17 protein-coding genes are annotated in these 18,844 nt (G+C 70.0%); 10 read left to right on the top strand and 7 right to left on the bottom strand.

Annotation, left to right across the window (positions count from 1 at the left end; all coding sequences use genetic code 11):
* Positions 1-113: 113 nt before the first annotated feature.
* Positions 114-713 carry a L,D-transpeptidase gene (locus HBB12_RS18620; protein WP_236990707.1) on the top strand — a complete coding sequence of 200 codons (600 nt, stop codon included), beginning with the start codon at positions 114-116 and terminating at the stop codon, positions 711-713.
* Between the two features lie 208 nt (positions 714-921).
* Here the strand turns inward: HBB12_RS18620 and HBB12_RS18625 are convergent, their stop codons facing one another.
* From HBB12_RS18625 to HBB12_RS18645, 5 genes are all read right to left on the bottom strand, one after another.
* The gene (locus HBB12_RS18625) at positions 922-1,440 is read right to left on the bottom strand and encodes a prolyl-tRNA synthetase associated domain-containing protein (RefSeq protein WP_236990708.1); all 519 of its coding nucleotides are present in this window, start codon (positions 1,438-1,440) and stop codon (positions 922-924) included.
* Positions 1,437-2,393: a threo-3-hydroxy-L-aspartate ammonia-lyase gene (locus HBB12_RS18630; RefSeq protein WP_236990709.1), complete on the bottom strand. Its 957-nt coding sequence runs from the start codon at positions 2,391-2,393 to the stop codon at positions 1,437-1,439. Before HBB12_RS18630 ends, HBB12_RS18625 begins: the two co-directional genes overlap by 4 nt.
* Before the next feature lies 1 nt (position 2,394).
* Entirely contained in the window at positions 2,395-3,168 is a 774-nt protein-coding gene (locus tag HBB12_RS18635; RefSeq protein WP_236990710.1) for an enoyl-CoA hydratase, read from the bottom strand.
* Positions 3,169-3,454: 286 nt separating this feature from the next.
* The gene (locus HBB12_RS18640; RefSeq protein WP_236990711.1) at positions 3,455-4,195 is read right to left on the bottom strand and encodes a phosphatase PAP2 family protein; all 741 of its coding nucleotides are present in this window, start codon (positions 4,193-4,195) and stop codon (positions 3,455-3,457) included.
* Entirely contained in the window at positions 4,195-4,707 is a 513-nt protein-coding gene (locus tag HBB12_RS18645; protein ID WP_236990712.1) for a 2'-5' RNA ligase family protein, read from the bottom strand. Before HBB12_RS18645 ends, HBB12_RS18640 begins: the two co-directional genes overlap by 1 nt.
* A 99-nt stretch (positions 4,708-4,806) precedes the next feature.
* Between HBB12_RS18645 and HBB12_RS18650 the strand changes: the two genes are divergently transcribed.
* Positions 4,807-5,742 carry an alginate O-acetyltransferase AlgX-related protein gene (locus tag HBB12_RS18650; RefSeq protein WP_236990713.1) on the top strand — a complete coding sequence of 312 codons (936 nt, stop codon included), beginning with the start codon at positions 4,807-4,809 and terminating at the stop codon, positions 5,740-5,742.
* Between the two features lie 62 nt (positions 5,743-5,804).
* Positions 5,805-6,782 (top strand): glutathione S-transferase family protein, encoded by a 978-nt coding sequence (locus HBB12_RS18655; RefSeq protein WP_236990714.1) that lies wholly within the window; start codon positions 5,805-5,807, stop codon positions 6,780-6,782.
* A gap of 808 nt (positions 6,783-7,590) precedes the next feature.
* Here HBB12_RS18655 and puuE read toward each other — a convergent pair.
* Together puuE and HBB12_RS18665 are read right to left on the bottom strand one after the other, a co-directional pair.
* A complete protein-coding gene (gene puuE / locus HBB12_RS18660) occupies positions 7,591-9,033 on the bottom strand; it encodes an allantoinase PuuE (RefSeq protein ID WP_236990715.1) in 1,443 nt (480 codons plus the stop codon).
* Between the two features lie 304 nt (positions 9,034-9,337).
* Positions 9,338-10,618, bottom strand: a complete 1,281-nt coding sequence (locus tag HBB12_RS18665; RefSeq protein WP_236990716.1) for a glycosyltransferase family 4 protein — start codon at positions 10,616-10,618, stop codon at positions 9,338-9,340.
* Positions 10,619-10,874: 256 nt separating this feature from the next.
* Between HBB12_RS18665 and HBB12_RS18670 the strand changes: the two genes are divergently transcribed.
* The 7 genes from HBB12_RS18670 (at position 10,875) to hisA (ending at position 18,785) form a co-directional block, all read left to right on the top strand.
* Entirely contained in the window at positions 10,875-11,195 is a 321-nt protein-coding gene (locus HBB12_RS18670) for a rhodanese-like domain-containing protein (protein ID WP_236990717.1), read from the top strand.
* Between the two features lie 172 nt (positions 11,196-11,367).
* Complete coding sequence (locus HBB12_RS18675; RefSeq protein WP_236990718.1) at positions 11,368-12,501, top strand: efflux RND transporter periplasmic adaptor subunit; 1,134 nt, start codon at positions 11,368-11,370, stop codon at positions 12,499-12,501.
* An 81-nt stretch (positions 12,502-12,582) separates the two neighbouring features.
* The gene (locus tag HBB12_RS18680; RefSeq protein WP_236990719.1) at positions 12,583-15,771 is read left to right on the top strand and encodes an efflux RND transporter permease subunit; all 3,189 of its coding nucleotides are present in this window, start codon (positions 12,583-12,585) and stop codon (positions 15,769-15,771) included.
* Between the two features lie 382 nt (positions 15,772-16,153).
* Positions 16,154-16,756, top strand: a complete 603-nt coding sequence (gene hisB, locus HBB12_RS18685; protein WP_236990720.1) for an imidazoleglycerol-phosphate dehydratase HisB — start codon at positions 16,154-16,156, stop codon at positions 16,754-16,756.
* Between the two features lie 39 nt (positions 16,757-16,795).
* Positions 16,796-17,287 carry a DUF2628 domain-containing protein gene (locus HBB12_RS18690; RefSeq protein WP_236990721.1) on the top strand — a complete coding sequence of 164 codons (492 nt, stop codon included), beginning with the start codon at positions 16,796-16,798 and terminating at the stop codon, positions 17,285-17,287.
* 43 nt (positions 17,288-17,330) lie between these two features.
* Positions 17,331-17,990, top strand: a complete 660-nt coding sequence (gene hisH, locus HBB12_RS18695) for an imidazole glycerol phosphate synthase subunit HisH (protein WP_236990722.1) — start codon at positions 17,331-17,333, stop codon at positions 17,988-17,990.
* Between the two features lie 42 nt (positions 17,991-18,032).
* Positions 18,033-18,785 (top strand): 1-(5-phosphoribosyl)-5-[(5-phosphoribosylamino)methylideneamino]imidazole-4-carboxamide isomerase, encoded by a 753-nt coding sequence (gene hisA, locus HBB12_RS18700; RefSeq protein ID WP_236990723.1) that lies wholly within the window; start codon positions 18,033-18,035, stop codon positions 18,783-18,785.
* The last annotated feature ends 59 nt before the right edge of the window (positions 18,786-18,844 follow it).

Here is an 18,844-nt window from a genome sequence, read left to right on the forward strand (position 1 = left end):
CGGGCTGGCCTGTGGCGCTTATGCACCACGGGCCGGCCGGCGATTGTTTCCGCCCTGTTTTCGCCACAGCCCGGCGGCCAACCCGTTCGACGTTAACCGAACGGGAGGGGACGATGACCCGTCAGACCGCGCCGCGGCGCTTCGCAAGATCGAGCTTCACGAGGTCGATCCTGGCGGCGACCGCACTCCTGGCCCTCGCCGTGCCGGCCCAGGCGATCGGCCTGCTCGACCGCGGGCCGATCGCCGACTTCCTGACGGTCTTCCGCCAGCAGGGCGTGCCGCGCCAGACCATCGGCTGGAACAGCCCCTACAAGCCCGGCACGGTGGTGATCTCGACCAGCCAGCGCCGGCTCTACTACATCCTGCCGAACCAGGAGGCGGTCCAGTACGGCGTCGGCGTCGGCCGCGAGGGCTTTTCCTGGTCCGGCACCAAGACCGTGACGATGAAGAAGGAATGGCCGGCCTGGCGCCCGCCGGAGCAGATGATCAAGCGCCGCCCCGACCTGCCGCGCTACATGGCCGGCGGCAACGACAACCCGCTCGGGGCGCGCGCGCTCTATCTCGGCTCGTCGCTCTACCGCATCCACGGCTCGAACGAGCCGGAGACCATCGGGGCGGCGGTGTCGTCGGGCTGCATCCGCATGACCAACCGGGACGTGATCGATCTCTACGACCGGGTGAAGGTGGGGACGAAGGTGGTGGTGCTGCCTTAAAAGAATATTTTTCGGTCGCCTGCGCTCGGAGGGCCGGAAAAATCCTATCCTCTCACCTCATCCTGAGGTGTTCGTCGATCGAAGATCGACTGACCTCGAAGGAGGGCTCCAGGAATCGCCGAGGCTTCTGGAGCCCTCCTTCGAGGCCGCTACGCGGCACCTCAGGATGAGGTTGTGATTGGGAGGGAAGTGTTCACGGGCCCTGTGATCAAACAGCCGCGTCCTCCGGCTCCGGCAGCGCCATCACCCGGGGCGGGTGCCCGGTCGCGTCGAGGAAGCGGATCAGGTCACCCGGCGCGACCGACGTGGTGGCGCCGTTGTGGAGCGGATGGAAATTGACCGGGTCGTGCGCCATCAGCCCGGCATCGAGGATCACCGAGACGGTGCCGTCGCGGTCGTTGATGAGCCCGAACGGCGTCACCGAGCCGGGGCGCACGCCGAGCCGCTCGTAGAGCAGGTCGGCCGACCCGAAGGACAGCCGGCCGCGGGCGCCGAGCGGCCCGTGCAGGCGCTTGAGGTCGATCCGCGCCTCGGCTTCGGCGACGACGAGGAACAGCCGGCCGTTCTTGTCCTTGAGAAACAGGTTCTTCGAGTGCCCGCCCGGCATCCCGGCCTTGAGGTCGCGGGATTCCGCCACCGTGTGCACGGGGACGTGCTCCACGGTGGCGTGCGCGATCCCGAGGCCGTCGAGAAAGGCGAACAGCTCCTCCGGGGTCGCCGCACTCATGCGGCGAGATGACGGGCGAGCGCCGCCGGGTCGACGTTGCCGCCCGACAGGATCACGCCGACGCGCTTGGCCCTAACCGGCACCGCGCCCTCGAAGGCCGCGGCCGCGGCGAGGCACCCGGTCGGCTCGACCACGAGCTTCATCCGCTCGACGAAGAACCGCATGGCGGAAACGAGCTGCGCATCCGTCGCCGTCACGATGCCGGCGGCCTCGCGCCGGATGATCGGGAAGGTGTGCCGGCCGAGATGCGTCGTCAGTGCTCCATCGGCGATCGAGACCGGGACCGGGATGCGCACCACCTCGCCCTTGGCGAGCGATTGCTGGCCGTCATTGCCGGCCTCGGGCTCGACGCCCCAGATCTCGACCTCCGGCGACAGGGCCCGGGCCGCGAGGCACGAACCGGCGAGCAAGCCGCCGCCGCCGAGGCAGACGAGCAGGACGTCGAGGGGGCCGACCTCCTCGATCAGCTCCTTCACGGCGGTGCCCTGGCCGGCGATCACGTCCGGGTGGTCGTAAGGCGGGATCACCGACAGGCCGCGCGCCTCGGCGAGGCGCCGGCTGACCTCCTCGCGGTCCTCCTTGTAGCGGTCGTACACCACGATCTCGGCGCCGTAGCCGCGGGTGGCCGCGACCTTGATGGCGGGAGCGTCGTGCGGCATCACGATCACGGTCGGCACGCCCTGGAGCGCGCCCGCATACGCGATCGCCTGGGCGTGGTTGCCCGACGAGAAGGCCAGCACCCCGCGGCTGCGCTGCTCGGGCGAGAGCGCCGCGATGGCGTTGCAGGCGCCCCGGAACTTGAAGGCGCCGGCCCGCTGCAGCGGCTCGGCCTTGAAGAACAGGGTGGCGCCGGTCCGCGCATCCGCCGTGCGGGAGGTGAGCACCGGAGTGCGGTGGGCGATGCCCTCGATGCGGCCGGCAGCGGCCTCGACATCGGCGAAAGTGACGCTCATGTCAGCGATTCTCGAAGTTGGGCTTACGCTTCTCGACGAAGGCCTTCATGCCTTCCTTCTGGTCGTGGGTGGCAAACAGCCCGTAGAAGACCCGGCGCTCGTAGCGGATGCCCTCGGTGAGCGTGGTCTCGAAGGCGCGGTCGATGCTCTCCTTGGCCACCATCACGGCGGGCAGCGACATCGACGCGATGGTCTCGGCCGCCTTCATGGCCTCGGCCATGAGATCGGCCGCCGGCACGACGCGGGCGACGAGGCCGGAGCGCTCGGCCTCCGCCGCATCCATCATCCGGCCGGTGAGGCAGAGTTCCATCGCCTTGGCCTTGCCGACCGCGCGGGTCAGGCGCTGGGTGCCGCCGGCGCCCGGGATGACGCCGAGCTTGATCTCGGGCTGGCCGAACTTGGCATTGTCGGCGGCGAGGATGAAGTCGCACATCAGCGCCAGCTCGCAGCCGCCGCCGAGCGCGTAGCCCGCGACCGCGGCGATGATCGGCTTGCGGCGCCGGCCGACCTTGTCCCACTCGCCGAACGGATCGGCCATGTAGAATTCGGGATGGGTGCGGTCCTGCATCTCGCGGATGTCGGCGCCGGCGGCGAACGCCTTCTCCGAGCCGGTGATGACGATGCAGCCGATGCCGTCGTCGCGCTCATAGCCGTCCAGCGCGTGGTTCAGCTCGGCGATCAGCGCATTGCACAGCGCGTTCAGCGCCGCCGGACGGTGCAGGGTGACGAGCGCCACCCGCCCGCGCGTCTCGACCCGGATGTTTTCGTAAGCCACGGCGTTCTCCCGATCGTCTCTCCCGCTTGGCTAGGGGAGGGCGAAGCGGGGCGCAAGCGGCTCGGCGGGAGGGCAGGGCTGCCGGGGGATATCCCCCGTCTCCTCACCCTCGACGTCGTCCCGGGGCCGCGCAGCGGAACCCGGGATCCATATCCGCCGACGATTCAGGATGAAGCGGAACGGGATACGCCTCGTTCTGCACCGCCAGCGGTGATTGATACCGGGCTCTCGCCTGCGGCGAGCCCCGGGACGACATCGAGGGTGTCGGGTCCGTGGGAGAAAACGTTCACGCCGGCGGCGGCGGATCCGGGGCCTCCACCACCTCCTGCCTCTGAAGCTGGAGGGCGACGAACCAGCACAGGGATGCCCAGGCGGCGCCGATGCACCAGCCGGCGAGTACGTCGCTCGGCCAGTGCACCCCGAGATAGATCCGGCTGATGCCGACCAGCAGCGTGGTGACGACGCCGAGCCCCATCACGAAGGCCTTGACCTTGCGCGAGCGCTCGACCCGGGCGAGCAGGATCGCGAGCGTCAGGTAGGCGATGGCCGACAGCATGGCGTGGCCGCTCGGGAAGCTCGCCGTGAAGGTCTCCATGCCGTGCGGCACCAGCTCCGGCCGCGGGCGATGGAAGAACAGCTTGAGTCCCGTCGACAGGATCTCGCCGCCGCCCACCGCCACCGCGACGAACAGGGCGGCGCGCCGCCGGGCCGTGATGGCGAGGTACAGAATCACGCAGGCCGTGACGTAGACGATGCCGAACACGCTGCCGAAGGCGGTGATGTCCCGCATCGTCTCGGGCAGCCAGGACGGGCCGATCGGCTGGGCGAGATCGCCCGGCACCCGGAGCGCCAGCAGGAGGCGATCGTCGAAGCCGAACGAGCCGCCCTCGCGGATCTCGTCGGCGAGCTTGAAGAAGCCGAAGCCGAACAGGCTGACGGCGAGCAGCGAGGCGAGCGGCCCGATCTCGTTGAGGCGGAAGCGCAGCCACATCGCCGTGGCGTGGCGCCGGAACGGAATCGCGACCATCAGGCGCCCCCGCACGGAAACCGGCCGCGGGCCTCCCACGGCCCACCGAGATAGCGCCAGAGCAGGAGCCCGGTGCCGGTGATCTCCCGGGGCACGAAACCGGCCTCCAGTTCGCGGTGCAGGGCGCGTGCCTCCTCGGGCGCGACCTTGTTCTGCACCGTGACGTGGGGCCGGTAGCCCTGCCGGTCCTGCGGCGTCAGCCAGTGTTCGAACGTGGCGGCGAGCCGCCCGCGCAAGCGCGACAGGCGCGGGGATTCGAGGGCATAGGCGACGCCGCGGCCGATGAAGCGCAGGGATGCGACCTGGACCGGGATCGGGCCCTCCGCCCGCATCTCCGCGGCCAGGGTCTCGACGATGCCGCGCTCCTCCTCGCCGGGCAGGTGATGGAAGAGCGTGACATGGGCCGGAATCTTGTTGAGGGCGGCCGGAAAGTGGCGGCGGCGCTCGCCGTCGAACTCCGCGAAGGCGGCCTCGTCGAGCTCCAGGGTGAGGATCAGGGGGTGTTGCGTCATCCTCCCGGCGAAATGGCGCGCGGGACCGGAATGGCCAGGGCGGAACGGCCAGGATCGGCGGCGCTGTTCAGCTCGGGCACTTCCCGCTACACGCCCCGCATGCGCGACAGCACCGACATGGTCCATCTCGGCCGGGACGGATGGCTCTTCCTGACCGGCGGCACCAACCGGGTGCGGCAGCAATACCGGGCGAGCCTGCCCGTCGCCTGGCGGCTGTGGCGCTGGCGCCGGCTGATCGAGGCCCGCACGGCGAAGGCGGCCTCCCTGGGCCTGCGCGCCTTCCACGTCGTGGTGCCGGAGAAGCTGAGCGTCTACGACGACCGCCTCGACGGGCTCGCCCTCGACCCCGCCCTGTCGCCGGCCCGCCGCCTCGGCGCGCGCCTCGCCCGCTCGCCCGCCGCGCGGGCCTGGATCGACCTCGTCGGGCCGTTGCGGGCGGCGCGCGACGCCGAGCCGCCGCTTTACCTGCGCACCGACACCCATTGGAGCCAGGAGGGCTGCCGCCTCGCCTACGGGGAGATCATGCGGGCGCTCGGCGCCGTGCCGCCGCCGGACCTCGCGAGCCGGCCGTTCCACGACCATGACGGCGTGCGCGACCTCGGCGGCAAGCTCGATCCGCCCCGGCGCGAGACGATGCGGGTCTACGAGATGCAGCGCGACGCCGTGCGGATCTTCGCCAACCCGCTGGTCGAGGGCCACGAGGCGCGCGGCACCGCCGCCGACCTCCATGTCGGCGCCCACGTGGTCTTCCGCAACGACAGCCCGGCCGCCGATCCGCGCACGCTGATGCTGTTCGGCGATTCCTGCTCGCATTTCCACCCGATCTTCCTGACCGGGCTGCTGGCCGAGAGCTTTCGCGAGCTGCACTTCGTCTGGTCGTCGAATCTCGACTGGGATTACGTCGCACGGGTGCGCCCGCACCTGCTGCTGGTCGAGGTGGCGGAACGCTTCCTCGCCCGGGTGCCGACCGATCGGTTCGACGTCGAGGCGGAGGGCGCGCGGGCGCTCCCCTCCCGGGACGGGGCCGGGATCTGAGCGACGGCCATTGCGGCGCGGGGCGGCCGCCCCACCTTCGGGCGGATGGCGAGGAGGGTGCGATGGGGCTTCTGGTCGACGGCGTCTGGCACGACCAATGGTACGACACCAAGGAGACCGGCGGGCGCTTTGTGCGCAAGGATGCGGCCTACCGCAACTGGGTGACGCCGGACGGTGCGCCCGGCCCGAGCGGGGAGGGCGGGTTCCCGGCGGAACCCGGGCGCTACCACCTCTACGTCTCGCTCGCCTGCCCCTGGGCCCACCGTACCCTGATCGTGCGGGCCCTCAAGGGGCTCGAGGACGCGATTTCGGTCTCGGTGGTCGATCCGCATATGGGCGCCGAGGGCTGGGTGTTCGGCGACAGCCCGGGCGCGGGGCCCGACACGGTCAACGGCGCGACCCGGCTCTACGAGGTCTACCTGAAGGCCGACCCGCACTATACCGGCCGGGTCACCGTGCCGGTCCTTTGGGACAAGGTCCGGGGCACGATCGTGTCGAACGAATCGGCCGAGATCGTCCGGATGCTGAACGGCGCCTTCGGCGGTGCCGGCCCCGACCTCTACCCGGAGGATCTGGCGCCGGAGATCGACGCCCTGAACGCGCGGGTCTACGACCGGGTCAATAACGGCGTCTACAAGGCCGGCTTCGCGACCCGGCAGGACGCCTACGAGGAGGCGGTGACGGCGCTCTTCGAGGAACTCGACGCGCTTGACGCCCGTCTCGACCGCTCGCGCTACCTGATGGGCGACCGGCTGACCGAGGCCGATATCAGGCTGTTCACCACGCTGGTGCGGTTCGATCCGGTCTATGTCGGGCACTTCAAGTGCAACCTGCGCCGGATCGCCGACTACCCGAACCTCGCGCCCTACACGCGCGACCTCTACCAGACCCCCGGCATCGCCCCGACGGTGAACCTGACCCACATCAAGCGGCACTATTACGAGAGCCACCCGACCATCAACCCGACCGGGATCGTGCCGGTGGGCCCGGTGCTGGATTACGACGCGCCGCATGGGCGGGCGGAGCGGTTCGAGGCCTGACCGGCGGCCACGCAGGAACCCTCCCCCCTCTGCGCAGGGCTGTCCGGGGAAAGACGAGGCGCAGGAAATTCCCTCTCCCCGCGGGCGGCTAGCGGATTCACACTTCTCGCCAGAGAGCTAACCCCCTGTAAAGGTGCGCGCTTTCCCCTCCCCCTTGTGGGGAGGGGTTAGGGGTGGGGGTGGTGCCGCGTAAAGCTCAGCGGTCTATCCGGCACCACCCCCACCTCCGGCTCCTCCCCACAAGGGGGAGGAGAGGCGCGCTACCTTCAAAGGGAGAAGCGCTCAAACCGAGATGTGTGAACATGCTAGCCGCGGGCGGGGAGAGGCTTTCGTCCCCCTTGTCGGGGACGAAAGGAGCGGAGGCGAAAGCCGCAGCGAGGGTGAGGGGGTGTTTCCGGATGAGGCTCCTTCGGAAACACCCCCTCACCCTCGCCCTTCGGGCTTCCTGAGCCCCTTCGGAGCTCAGGCCTCTCCCCGCAACGAAGTCGGGCTTGCCCGACTTCGTCCGTCGCTTGCAGATCCCGGGCAAGCCCGGGATCTGTCGGGGAGAGGGGAAACCCGCGCTTTTTTCTTTCCCCGGACAGCCCTGCCCTCTGCGGGGGAGGGTGCCCGGCTGCGAGTGCGAAGCACTCGTGCGCCGGGCGGGAGAGGGGAACCACGGTTCCGGACAAGACTGAACCGTTCTGAAGAGCGCCCCCTGGATCAGCGTCGCGCTGCCCCTCTCCCGGTCCCTGCTGACGCAGGGACCAACCTCCCCCGCAAAGGGGGGAGGGTTACCCGTGGCGACTGTCGCAGCCGCATCGAAAGACTACGCCGTCGCCGAGAACACATCCGGCAGCGACGGCAGCCGCTGCCGCAGCCGCAGCAGCGCGATCGTCTCGATCTCGGCAAGTGCGCGGACCCGCTCCTCCTCCGGCGGATTGTCCAGCCGCTCGGCGAGTTGCGCCAGAATCTCTTCCGGCCCCTTGCCCCGCACCGCCATCACGAACGGGAAGCCGTGGCGGGTGCGGTAGCGCTCGTTGAGGGCGAGGAAGCGGGCGCGGCCCTCCTGGTCGAGGGCGTCGAGCCCGGCCGAGGCCTGCTCGGCGCGGGATTCCGGCGCGAGGTCGGCGGCCGCCACCCGGCCCGCGAGGTCGGGATGGGCGCGGATGAGGGCGAGCTGGCGCTCCGGATCGGCCGCCCGCATCACCGCGATCATGGCGGCGTGGAGCCCGTCGGCCGAGTCCTGCATGCCCGACAATCCGGTCGCGTGGGCGCCCTCCGCCACCCAGGGCGAGTGCTCGAACACGTCGCCGAAGTGTTCCACGAACAGGGCCCGGCCCATCCGGCTCGGGGTCAGGCCGGCCGGCGCATGGGTCTTCGCCCAGTGCCGGGCGATGTCGATGCGCCGGCTTACCCACACGTCGTCGTGGGCGGCGACGTGGTCGAGGAAGCGGGCCAGGGCCGCGATCCGGCCCGGCCGGCCGACGAGGCGGCAATGCAGGCCGATCGACAGCATCCGGGGCGTCTCGGCGCCCTCTTCATAAAGCACGTCGAAGGAATCGCGTAAGTAAGCGAAGAACTGGTCGCCCGCATTGAAGCCTTGCGGCGTCGCGAACCGCATGTCGTTCGAATCGAGGGTGTAGGGCACCACCAGTTGCGGTGCGCGCGGCCCCTCGACCCAGTAGGGCAGGTCGTCGGCGTAGGAATCCGCCGAGTAGAGGAAGCCGCCCTCTTCCATCACCAGCCGCAGGGTATTTTCCGAGGTCCGGCCCGTGTACCAGCCGAGCGGGCGCTCGCCGGTCACCTCGGTGTGGATCCGGATCGCTTCGCTCATGTGGGCCTTCTCCTCCTCGTAGGAGAAGTCGCGGTAGTCGATCCATTTGAGGCCGTGGCAGGCGATCTCCCAGCCGGCCTCGCGCATGGCGGCGACCGCGTCGGGATTGCGCTGGAGGGCGGTGGCGACGCCGTAGACCGTCACCGGCAGGTTGCGCCCGGTGAACAGCTTGTGCAGGCGCCAGAAGCCGACCCGCGAGCCGTATTCGTAGATCGATTCCATGCTCATGTGGCGCTGGCCCGGCCAGGCCTGCGCGCCGACGATCTCCGACAGGAACGCCTCCGAGGCCCGGTCGCCGTGGAGCAGGCAGTTCTCGCCGCCCTCCTCGTAGTTGATCACGAACTGCACCGCGATGCGGGCGCCGTCCGGCCATTGCGCCTGGGGCGGGGTGCGGCCGTAGCCGACGAGGTCGCGGGGGTAGGGGGAGTCGGTCATGGGGGCGGTCCGGGATGAGCCGTCACCGCGCTACCCTGGACGAGTTCGAGCGGGATCCCCTCTCCCGTGCGGGAGAGGGGTAGGGGTGAGGGTGCCACGGTCCTGTGTCAGGCTCGGACCGTCCCGCTGCCAGCACCACGTTCAGCGTTCACTGCTGAAGCGTGTCACCCTCACCCCCAGCCCCTCTCCCACACGGGAGAGGGGGGAGCGCGCTCTCGTCCGCGGCAGGGCAATGAGGGCCGCGTGGAAATCGTGCCGCAACCTTAGCCGTGCGGCAGGCCGCACGCAAAACCGCCCCCGGCCCTCACCCCGCCAGGGCCGCCAGCGTCGGATCGACCCGGGCGAAATGGTCGGCCCAGGTCGGGGCCCGGTAGCCCGCGAGGCGCTCCGCCATCGTGGCCCGCAAGGGCGAGCCCGGCGCCGCGAGGTCCTCCACCACCCGCATCCAGCCCAATCCGTCGAGCGGGTGCAGGAACTCCGCGAAATCGCCCGCGATCTCGCGATGGACCGGGATGTCGGAGGCGACGACGGGCAGGCCGCCGGCGGCGGCCTCCAGCACCGGCAGGCCGTAGCCCTCGGCGAAGGAGGGCATCAGGAGGGCGGTGGCGCTCCCCATCAGCCGTACCAGACCGGCGGTCGACAGGCCCGAGGCCTCGGTGACGTGGGCGCGCACCGCCGGGCAGCGCTCCAGGAGGTCGATCACGTTCTCGCTCTCCCAGCCCCGGCGCCCGACGACGACGAGGCGCGGCGTCGCCTCCCCGTGCCGAGCCGCGAGCTCGCGCCACGCGGTGAGCAGGCTGATGAGGTTCTTGCGCGGCTCGATCGTGCCGCAGACCAGGAAGAACGGCCGGGCGGGCGGCACCGACGGCGCAGCATGGAAGGCCGCCTCGATCCCGAGCGGGCCGACGGTGACCGGCGGCACCCGGCGCCCGAGGCCGGCGAGATGGGCCGAGAAGCGCTGCCCGACATCGGCCGAGTTCACCACGATGGCTTGCGCGTGGCGGGCCACCGTCTCCATCCGCACCCGGTGCCGCTCGGCCTCGCCGTCGCGACCGTATTCGGGATATTCGATCGGGATCAGGTCGTGGATGAAGAAGACCGGTCGGATGTCGGGCCGGTCGTAGAGCCAGTCGAACCGCGCCGGCTTGTCGAGGCGCAGGTGCGAGGTGTGCACGTAGAGCGCGTTCATCGGCACGCTTTCCGGGCCCGGCGCCCGCAAGACCGCGAGCCAGGCCTCGAGCTGGCGCCTGCGGCGTGCGCGCGCGCCGTCCGGCTTCGCGGCGGAGGGGCCCGAGGCCGGGACCGGCAGGCCGAGCCGGCCTGCGAGGTCGCGGTAGACAGGATCGTCGCCGGCCGCGACCTCCTCGGTCCAGGCCGCGACTGCCGCCTCGACGAGGCCCGCCATCTGGCCTCCGTCGAGCACCTTCGGGCCGAGCGGCGTCGACACGATGCCGAAGCGGGGGCCCGGCTGCGCCAGCAGGCGCCGGGCATAGGCGAGGTCGACCCGGTCGATGCCGGTCGGGCTCGCATGGCGCAGGCGGGTGACGAGGCGGGTGAGGTCGAGGGCGACGGGATGGGGGCGCATGAAGCCTGTGAGCCTGAAGTCCTGGAGACGGGGAGGTTAAGTCGCCCGCCTTCCTACACAGTGGCGGGGGCTTTCGCCGAATCCGTCCTGTGCGGCAGCGCACAAGACGCGGGCCGGCCTGTGGATGGTCGCTCTTGCAACGCTGAGCGGTGATGATTTATCGCATTCGTAACCGCTCCGTCGCGTCGCGGTGACAAGTGTCGGGCGCGTCGATTAGGATCGTGGGTCGGCGCTGGGTCGACGTTCGGGTGAGACAATGGCGATCGTCGATCTGGATCGGGATGCGGTGAAGAACGGCTTGGCGGACGGCTCCGTCCTGCTGATCGACGTGCGCGAGCCCAACGAATTCGAATCGGGCCACATCCCGGGCTCGGTGTCTTTCCCGCTCTCGGCCTTCGACGTCGAGCGGCTGCAGGCGCTGATCGCCGAAGACGGCCGCCGGCCGGTCCTGTCCTGCGCCGCCGGCGTGCGCTCGGCCCGGGCGCTGCAATACCTCCAGAGCCAGGGCGTGCCCTTGAGCGAGCATTATGTCGGCGGGTTCAAGGACTGGGCCAATGCCGGCGAGGCCGTGGAATAACTGACGAACACTGTCCGCCTCGCTCTTGGCGGTTCGACCCCTCAAGGCCCCGGGAGGGCCGCGCCGAGGACGGCGCGGTTCCCGAATCTGCCAGCCGCCCGCCGATGCACCCTGGCGCATCCTCGGCGCGCGTCCGGCGGGCCGCATGCACGAGATGAACGGGAGAACGAGTATGCGCAGGCTGAGGCTGGCGGCGGTGATCCCGGCGCTCCTGCTGATGGCCGGGATCCCGGCGCGGGCCCAGGCCCCCGGCGGGCCGCCCCCGACGGTCACGGTCGCCAAGCCCGTGGTCAAGGAGGTGGTGGAGCATGACGACTTCACCGGCCGCTTCAACGCGATCGAGTACGTCGAGGTGCGGGCCCGGGTCACCGGCTACCTGCAAAAGATCCATTTCCAGGACGGCGCCGTGGTGAAGAAGGGCGAATTGCTCTTCACCATCGACCGGCGGCCCTACAAGGCGGCCCTCGATCAGGCGACCGCGGCCCTGGCCTCGGCCCAGGCCCGGCTGAACTTCACCCAGACCGACCTCGAACGCGCCCAGACGCTGAGCCGGTCGGGCAACATCTCCGAGCAGGTCACCGACCAGCGCCGGCAGAACTCGCTCACCGCCCAGGCCGACGTCGACAGCGCCACCGCGGCGTTGCGCCAGGCCCAGCTCAACTACGACTTCACCGAGGTACGCTCGCCGATCGACGGGCGGATCTCGCAGCGCCTGGTGACCGAGGGCAACATCGTCATCACCGACCAGACGATGCTGACCACCATCGTCTCGCTCGACCCGATCTACTTCTCCTACACGGTCGACGAGCGCTCGTTCCTGGCCTACCAGAATACGCTCAAGATCGGCATGGGGGCGACCCAGAAGGAGCACACGGCGCCGATCCTGGTGGCGCTGACCGGCGAGGCGAAGCCCACCCGCAAGGGCATGCTCGATTTCGTCGACAACCGGGTCGACGAGGCGACCGGCACGGTGCTCCTGCGCGCCACCGTCGAGAACCCCGACCGGTTCATCAAGCCGGGCCTGTTCGGCATCGTCAGCATGCCGGCCTCCAAGCCCTATCGCGGCATCCTGATCCCCGACGACGCGATCGCCGCCAACCAGGACAAGCGCCTCGTCTACGTGGTCGGACCCGACAACGTCGTCCAGCCGCGCAACATCCGCCCCGGCCCCAAGATCGACGGCTACCGGGTGGTGCGCGACGGGCTGAAAGGCGACGAGACCATCGTGATCGTCGGCCTGACCCGGGTCCGCCCGGGCGCCAAGATCACGCCCGAGGTCAAGGAATTGCCGCCGGTCCGCGAGTGAGCGACCGCGCCGCCCGCTGACGGGCGGCGCCTCCCGTCAGGACGCCACGCCCGAACACCGAAGGGCGCGAGAGGCCCACCGATGCGTTTTGCCCATTTCTTCGTCGACCGGCCGATCTTCGCCTCGGTGACCTCGATCGTCATCCTGATCATCGGCTACGTCTCGTACATCTCGCTGCCGGTCTCGCAGTACCCCGAGATCGTGCCGCCGACCGTGGTGGTGCGCGCCTCCTATCCGGGCGCCAATGCCGAGACCGTGGCGGCCACCATCGCGACGCCGATCGAGCAGGAGATCAACGGCGTCGACAACATGCTGTACATGTCGTCGCTGTCGACCAACGACGGCAACATGCAGCTGACCGTCACCTTCGCGCTCGGCACCAACCTCGATATCGCCAACGTGCTGGTCCAGAACCGGCTCTCGGTCGCCCAGCCGCGCCTGCCCGGCGACGTGCGCAACCTCGGCGTCACGGTCCGCAAGTCCTCGCCCGACCTGATGATGGTCGTGCACGTGCTCTCGCCCGACGGCACCTTCGACCAGAACTATCTCGCCAACTACATCTACCTGCGCCTGCGCGATCCGCTGCTGCGCCTCAACGGTGTGGGCGACATCACGGTGTTCGGCGGCTCGGAATACGCGCTCAGGCTCTGGCTCGACCCGAACAAGCTCGCCTCCTACCAGCTCTCGACCACCGACGTGATCAACGCGCTGCAGGAGCAGAACGTCCAGGTGGCGTCCGGTGCGCTCGGCGCCCCGCCGGCCCCGGCGAGCCAGGCGTTCCAGCTCACGGTGCAGACGCAGGGGCGGTTCCAGGACCCGAGCGAGTTCCGCAAGGTCATCGTCAAGGCGTCCGACGGGCGCCTGGTCCGGGTCTCCGACATCGCCCGGGTCGAGCTCGGCCAGAAGGACTACACGACGAAGTCGTTCCTCAACGGCCAGCCGGCGATCGGCATCGGCGTGTTCCAGCGGCCCGGCACCAACGCGCTCGAGGCGGCCGAGCAGGTCCAGGCGCTGATGAAGACCCTGGCCAAGGATTTCCCGCCCGGCCTCGAATTCAAGATCGCCTACAACCCGACCGAGTTCATCGCCGAATCGGTGCACGAGGTCTACAAGACGCTGGGCGAGGCGGTGGTCCTCGTCGTCGTCGTGATCCTGATCTTCCTGCAGAGCTGGCGCACCGCGCTGATCCCGATCATCGCGATTCCCGTCTCGCTCGTCGGCACCTTCGCGGTGATGGCGCTGCTCGGCTTCTCGCTCAACAACCTGACGTTGTTCGGCCTCGTGCTCGCCATCGGCATCGTCGTCGACGACGCGATCGTGGTGGTGGAGAACGTCGAGCGCAACATGGCCGAGGGGCTCTCGCCCGGCGAGGCGGCCCACAAGACCATGGACGAGGTCGGCGGTGCGGTCGTCGCCATCGCGCTGGTGCTGTCGGCGGTGTTCATCCCGACCGCCTTCATCCCGGGCATCTCGGGCCAGTTCTACCGACAGTTCGCGCTGACCATCGCGGCCTCGACCATCATCTCGATGTTCAACTCGCTGACGCTGTCGCCGGCGCTCTGCAAGCTGCTGCTGAAGCCCCATTCCGAGCACCACCGGCCGCGCTTCTTCGTGGCTCGGTTCGGCGCCTGGGCGGCCAACACCTTCAACCGCGGCTTCGACGCGACGGCGAATGCCTATGCGGCGACGGTCCGCTTCCTCACCGGGCGGCTGGTGCCGCTCTTGGCGATGCTGCTGCTCTATGCCGGCGTGATCTATGGCGTGCTCCACCTCGTGCGCACCACGCCGACGGGCTTCATCCCGCTCCAGGACCAGGGCTACCTGCTGGTGGTGGTGCAATTGCCGCCGGGCTCGTCGCTGGAGCGCACCACCGCGGTGGTGCAGGAGGTGTCGCGCCGCTCCCTCGACATCGACGGCGTCGGCAATACCGTCGTCATCGCCGGCTTCGACGGTGCGACCTTCACCAACACCACCAACGGTGCGGTGATGTTCCTGCCGCTCAAACCCTTCAAGGAGCGGCTGGCGAAGGGCCTGACGGCGGGCAAGATCCTCCAGGCCGTGCTCGCCAAGACCGCGCCGATGCAGGAGGCCCGCATCATCGCGATCCCGCCGCCGCCGGTGCGGGGGCTGGGCAATGCCGGCGGCTTCAAGATGCAGGTGCAGAGCCGCGAGGGCTCGGACATCGCCCGGCTGCTCCAGGTCTCGGGCGACCTCATCGGCGCGGCCAACCGCGACCCGGCTCTCACCCGCGTCTTCACCACCTTCGGCAACGACACGCCGCAGATCTATCTCGACATCGACCGCACGGTGGCGCGGATGCTGAACGTGCCGCTCGCCAACGTATTCTCGACGCTCCAGGTCAATCTCGGCGGCGCCTACGTCAACGACTTCAACACCTTCGGCCGCGTCTACCAGGTCCGCGCCCAGGCCGACGCCAAGTACCGGATGGAGAAATCGGACATCGAGCGGCTGAAGGTGCGCTCCTCCACCGGCGCCCTGGTGCCGATGGGCACGCTCGCCAGCATCCGCGACATCTCCGGTCCGCAGATCGTCCAGCGCTACAACCTGTACTACTCGATTCCGGTGCAGGGCGATTCGCGGCCGGGCGTGTCCTCGGGCCAGTCCCTCGACGCGATGGAAAAGCTCGCCCGCCAGACCCTGCCCGACGGCATGAGCTTCGAGTGGACCGACATCGCGTTCCAGGAGAAGGCGGTCGGCAACACGGCGGTCTACGTCTTCGCGCTCGGCGTGCTGCTGGTGTTCCTGGTGCTCGCCGCGCAGTACGAGTCGTGGGCGCTGCCGCTCTCGATCCTCTTGGTGGTGCCGACCGGCGTGCTCGCGGCCTTGGCCGGCGTGCAGTTCCGGGCGCAGGACAACAACATCCTGACCCAGATCGGTCTCATCGTGCTGATCGGCTTGGCGGCCAAGAACGCGATCCTGATCGTCGAGTTCGCCCACCAGATCGAGGAGAGCGAGCGCCGCGGGCCGGTCGCCGCCGCCGTCGAGGCCTGCCGCTTGCGCCTGCGGCCGATCCTGATGACCGCCTTCGCGTTCATCCTCGGCGTGGTGCCGCTCGCCTTCGCCACCGGCCCCGGCGCCGAGATGCGCCAGGCACTCGGCACGGCGGTTCTGTTCGGCATGCTCGGCGCCACGGTGTTCGGCCTGTTCCTGACCCCGGTCTTCTACGTGGTGATCCGCAACATCCTGATCCGGATCAACCGCTGGCGCGGGGTGGACGACCACCACGGGGAGCCCGAACCGGCGCGGTAACGGCGTTCCGGCTTCACTGCCGGGGAAGGCATGGCACGGGTTTCTCCTCTCCCCGCAGGCGGGGAGAGGGCTGCGTCCCCGTTCAGGGGATGCAGCGAGCCCGCAGGGTGAGGGTGAGGGGGTCTCGACGAGTGAGCCTCCTCCGGAAACACCCCCTCACCCTCGCTTCGGCTTTCGCCTCCGCTTCTTTCGTCCCCGACGAGGGGGACGAAAGCCTCTCCCCGCCCGCGGGGAGAGGGGAAAGCCCGAGCCACTTCTTTTCTCGGCTAGCCCTGCGGCACCGGGGGGCAAGAGACGGGGACCCCGCCACGAACCCCCCTGGCGTTTCCGCGGGCTGCCTTTTAACAAGGCAGCCCGTTTCCGTTGGCGACAGACTTCCGCGATGACCGATACTCCCCTCCGCGCCGGCCGCGTCGACCGCCGCACCGCCGAGACCGACGTCAGCGTCGCGCTCACCCTCGACGGCACCGGCCGGGCCAGCATCGCGACGGGCGTCGGCTTCCTCGACCACATGCTGGAGCTGCTCGCCCGCCACGCCCTGTTCGACCTCGACGTCAAGGTGACGGGCGACCTCCATGTCGACCAGCACCACACCACCGAGGATTGCGGTATCGCACTCGGCCAGGCCTTCGCCCAGGCGCTGGGCGACAAGCGCGGCATCCGCCGCTACGCCGACCTGCACCTGCCCATGGACGAGGCACTGACCCGCGTCGCGGTCGACATCTCGGGCCGGCCGTTCCTGGTGTTCCGCACCACCTTCGCCCGCGAGAAGATCGGTGCCTTCGACACCGAGCTGGTGCGCGAGTGGTTCCAGGCCTTCGCGATGAATGCCGGCATCACGCTGCACGTCGAGACCCTGTACGGCGACAACCAGCACCACATCGCCGAGAGCTGCTACAAGGGGCTGGCACGTGCCTTGCGGCACGCGGTCGAGGTCGATCCCCGCGAAGGGGGCCGGGTGCCATCGACCAAAGGCTCGCTCTAGAGCCCTGTCGCCATCACGACGGATCCCGGGGGGAGCCGGATGACCACCTATACCCTGCACGTTCCCGACGAGGTCGATCCCGGCGAGCCGGAGGCCCTGGACCGCGCCAAGCTGGTGCCGGACGCCTTCGTGTGGCCGGCCTTCTGGTTTTCGGCCCTGTGGTTCTTCTGGCACCGGCTCTGGCTCGCCGGGCTCATGGTGCTGGCCGCTGAAATCGTCGTCTGGGCCGTCGGCCTCACCCTGGGATTGCACCCGGCGGTGGGGTTCGTGATCGCCGTGCTGCTGTCCTGGCTCATCGGGTTGGAGGCCTCGTCGCTGCGGCGCTGGACCTATGCCCGCACCGGCCGCCCGATCCGCGATGCGGTGACGGCCTCGGACGTCCGGGAGGCCGAGGTGAAGGTCGTCGCCCGCTGGCTGCGTGAGGAGGGCACCCGCCTCGGGTCCGCCGCGCCCCGGCCGGCGACCCCGGCGAACATCCGCGCCGACAGCCCGGCGCTCGGCCTGTTCCCGGAGGCGCAGGGCCCCCGGTGAGCACCCTTTTCACCATCGCGACCGCGACCCGGGAGGAACTCCGTTGAGCGCGGACACCGTCGCCATCATCGATTACGGCTCGGGCAACCTGCACTCGGCCGCCAAGGCCTTCGAGCGCGCCGCCCGCGAGACCGGAACCGAGTCCCGCATCGTCGTCACCTCCGATCCCGCCGTGGTGGCCGCCGCCGACCGGGTCGTGCTGCCGGGCGTCGGCGCCTATGCCGATTGCCGGCGCGGCCTGGACGCGGTCTCCGGCATGGTCGAGGCGATGACCGAGGCGGCGCAGGGCCGCGGCCGGCCGTTCCTCGGCATCTGCGTCGGCATGCAGCTGCTGGCGAGCCGCGGCCTCGAATACGAGGTCACCCCCGGCCTCGGCTGGATCCCGGGCGACGTGGCGCCGATCACGCCGTCCGATCCCGGCCTGAAGGTGCCGCATATGGGCTGGAACACCCTGGAGGTGCGCCACGCCCACCCGCTGCTCGACGGCATCCCGACCGGCGGCGAGGGCCTGCACGCCTATTTCGTGCACAGCTACGCGCTCGTGCCCGCGGAACCCGGCGACGTGGTCGCCACCGCCGATTACGGCGGCCCGGTCACCGCCATGGTGGCCCGCGGCACCGTCGCCGGCACCCAGTTCCATCCCGAGAAGAGCCAGACCCTCGGGCTGCGGCTGATCGGCAACTTCCTGCGCTGGCGCCCCTGACGGCGCTGCTTTCCCCATCCTCAAGCCTTGCGGTGACGACGCGTGATCCTGTTTCCGGCCATCGATCTCAAGGAAGGGCGCTGCGTCCGCCTCGTGCAGGGCGACATGGCGCAGGCCATCGTCTTCAGCGACGATCCGGCGGCGCAAGCCGGGACGTTCCAGGAGCAGGGTTTCTCCTGGCTCCACGTGGTCGACCTCGACGGCGCCTTCGCGGGCGCGCCGATGAACGCGGCTGCGGTCGACGCGATCCTGGCCGCGGTCACGATTCCGGTGCAGCTCGGCGGCGGCATCCGTGAGATGCGCACCGTCGAGGGCTGGCTCGCCAAGGGCGTCAGCCGGGTCATCATCGGCACCGCCGCCGTGAAGGACCCGACCTTCGTGCGCGAGGCGGCCCGCCGCTTCCCCGGCAAGATCGCGGTCGGCATCGACGCCAAGGACGGGCGTGTCGCGGTCGAGGGCTGGGCCAAGACCTCGACGGTGACGGCGGAGGAGCTGGGCCGCCGCTTCGAGGATGCCGGCGTCGCCGCGATCATCTACACCGACATCGCCCGCGACGGCATCCTCAAGGGCCTCAACATCCCGATGACGCTGGCGCTGGCGCAAGCGGTGAAGATCCCGGTCATCGCCTCGGGCGGGCTGGCCTCGATCGAGGACGTGCACCGCATCCTGGAGCCCGATTGCGCGGGGCTCGCCGGCGCCATCACGGGCCGCGCCCTCTATGACGGCCGGATCGACCCGAAGGAGGCACTGGCTGCCATCGCGCGGGCGAAGGCGGCGCAGGGCAAAGGCGCTTGAGGACAAAGAGCCTGCCGGCTGCGTGAGGCGGATGGAGCCGGCTCGTGATAGGATCGGGA

Origin of the sequence: Methylobacterium sp. SyP6R (genome assembly GCF_019216885.1) — a bacterium.
GTDB lineage: Bacteria > Pseudomonadota > Alphaproteobacteria > Rhizobiales > Beijerinckiaceae > Methylobacterium.

Excerpts from the sequence above, each read along its gene's own strand:
- HBB12_RS18670 (WP_236990717.1), top strand. The coding sequence starts at position 10,875 with ATGGCGATCGTCGATCTGGATCGGGATGCGGTGAAGAACGGCTTGGCG.
- HBB12_RS18655 (WP_236990714.1), top strand. The coding sequence starts at position 5,805 with ATGGGGCTTCTGGTCGACGGCGTCTGGCACGACCAATGGTACGACACC.
- HBB12_RS18675 (WP_236990718.1), top strand. The coding sequence starts at position 11,368 with ATGCGCAGGCTGAGGCTGGCGGCGGTGATCCCGGCGCTCCTGCTGATG.
- HBB12_RS18620 (WP_236990707.1), top strand. The coding sequence starts at position 114 with ATGACCCGTCAGACCGCGCCGCGGCGCTTCGCAAGATCGAGCTTCACG.
- puuE (WP_236990715.1), bottom strand. The coding sequence starts at position 9,033 with ATGACCGACTCCCCCTACCCCCGCGACCTCGTCGGCTACGGCCGCACC.
- HBB12_RS18690 (WP_236990721.1), top strand. The coding sequence starts at position 16,796 with ATGACCACCTATACCCTGCACGTTCCCGACGAGGTCGATCCCGGCGAG.
- HBB12_RS18640 (WP_236990711.1), bottom strand. The coding sequence starts at position 4,195 with ATGGTCGCGATTCCGTTCCGGCGCCACGCCACGGCGATGTGGCTGCGC.
- HBB12_RS18625 (WP_236990708.1), bottom strand. The coding sequence starts at position 1,440 with ATGAGTGCGGCGACCCCGGAGGAGCTGTTCGCCTTTCTCGACGGCCTC.
- HBB12_RS18630 (WP_236990709.1), bottom strand. The coding sequence starts at position 2,393 with ATGAGCGTCACTTTCGCCGATGTCGAGGCCGCTGCCGGCCGCATCGAG.
- HBB12_RS18665 (WP_236990716.1), bottom strand. The coding sequence starts at position 10,618 with ATGCGCCCCCATCCCGTCGCCCTCGACCTCACCCGCCTCGTCACCCGC.
- HBB12_RS18645 (WP_236990712.1), bottom strand. The coding sequence starts at position 4,707 with ATGACGCAACACCCCCTGATCCTCACCCTGGAGCTCGACGAGGCCGCC.
- HBB12_RS18680 (WP_236990719.1), top strand. The coding sequence starts at position 12,583 with ATGCGTTTTGCCCATTTCTTCGTCGACCGGCCGATCTTCGCCTCGGTG.
- hisB (WP_236990720.1), top strand. The coding sequence starts at position 16,154 with ATGACCGATACTCCCCTCCGCGCCGGCCGCGTCGACCGCCGCACCGCC.
- HBB12_RS18650 (WP_236990713.1), top strand. The coding sequence starts at position 4,807 with ATGCGCGACAGCACCGACATGGTCCATCTCGGCCGGGACGGATGGCTC.